This is a genomic window from uncultured Rothia sp., from assembly GCF_937976295.1.
Classification (GTDB): Bacteria; Actinomycetota; Actinomycetes; order Actinomycetales; family Micrococcaceae; genus Rothia.
In genome coordinates, this window is record NZ_CALJRY010000305.1 from 1 (window position 1) to 1457 (window position 1457).

Consider the following 1457-nt stretch of genomic DNA (forward strand, 5'->3'; position numbering starts at 1 on the left):
CTGTCGATGTCGCTGTTGACTTCATGGATGCCTACGCGGACGTGTTTGAAGAGCTCGCGAAGTGAACGCTTTCGCGTTTTCTCGGGACGATGTGTGTGCCATCCATTCGGCTGCGATTGCTCGCTTCGGTGGTCTTGATGGCGTGCGTGACGAGGGGATGCTGGCCTCGGCTCTCGCCCAGCCCTTCCAAACTTTCGGGGGTGAGGAGCTCTATCCGAGTGCAGTCGAGAAGGCGTGTCGGTACGCTGTTGGGATCATTTCGGGGCATCCCTTCCTGGACGGAAATAAGCGAACTGGTGCTGCTCTGTTAGGTACGTATCTCAGGATGTGTGGTGTCGGTTTTGCACCTGACCATGCGGAGTTCCTTTCAGCCATGCTCGGGGTAGCTGATGGGTCTATGAGTTACGAGGAACTCGTGGACTGGGTAAGGATCAACGTGGGGTAATCGCCTTCGGGTGTTGTGTTGGTGATTCAGTGGTGGAGGATTCCGTGGAGTAGGGTTCGTCGTAGAGAACCAGTAGTTGTTGATCAAGGAGGACGACACGTGGATCTGCTCGCATACATGCGCTCGCAGGACACCATTACGCAGGAGGAATGGGAATGTACCTTCGAGGAGGATGCTCGGGAAATTCTTGTTCTGCTCGCTGGTGGTGCAGGTGCCGGCAAGAGGAACGGATTCTGGTACATCTCGCACTACTTCTTAGCGTATGTTGACTGTGCGACTGGTGCCCTGCGCGTGAATCAAGGCCGCTTGGTCTACCCTTTGAGTGACGAGCAATATGCCGCGGGTAACGTGCTAGGTCGCTTTCCTGAGCGGGTCATTTATCGCGTGAAGGCGCGCAAGAAGAAGTCTGAAGAAGTGCCCGAGGGTATGACCGCCTCCTGGCGCAACCAGTTCCTCATCGTGGAAATCCTCGGGGAGGATGCTGCGTGCCCGGAGCTGGAGGAGGTCCTGGCGGAGTACCTCAGGCCGGTTGTTCTAAGCGATGAGGTGCTGGGAGAACTCACTCTGAACAAGGAATTGGACCTATTCGATGGGGATGTCTCGTGGCGAGGAGAGCGGATCTCTGTATCTCTGGAGGTCGATTCGGGCTGCGAGGAAACCTGGAAACAAGCCGTGCAAGCGATGAAGACGATGCTGGCGGACCAGGAGCGGTGGGACCGTGACATGCGGGCGTTCGCTGCGCGTGAGCTGACCGAACTTGCATGCGAATGGCGCGACTCTGCCGACGAGGAGGTCCCCGAGATTACGGAAGAGAGCTTCACGCGCCGAATCAAACTGAGCAGCATCGTGATGGATGCCGACGGTTCATTTTCCGCATACTTCGACGATGATGACATGTTCTTCGGGCATTGCGTCACCGCATACGGAACTCTGACGGACGGGGTGACCGCGGCGAATATGGAGGGGTGAGTACTGGCTGCTGGAGGTGAGGTGATGATTCGTGGGCGTGTAT

At 57.0% G+C, this 1457-nt stretch carries 2 protein-coding genes; both read left to right on the forward strand.

The features are described from left to right. Positions 1 to 61 precede the first annotated feature (61 nt). Positions 62 to 445: a type II toxin-antitoxin system death-on-curing family toxin gene (locus tag Q0216_RS10630; RefSeq protein WP_366139825.1), complete on the forward strand. Its 384-nt coding sequence runs from the start codon at positions 62 to 64 to the stop codon at positions 443 to 445. A 99-nt stretch (positions 446 to 544) separates the two neighbouring features. Continuing rightward, on the forward strand, positions 545 to 1414 hold the full coding sequence (locus Q0216_RS08180) for a DUF2262 domain-containing protein (protein ID WP_298594424.1): 870 nt from the start codon (positions 545 to 547) through the stop codon (positions 1412 to 1414). The last annotated feature ends 43 nt before the right edge of the window (positions 1415 to 1457 follow it).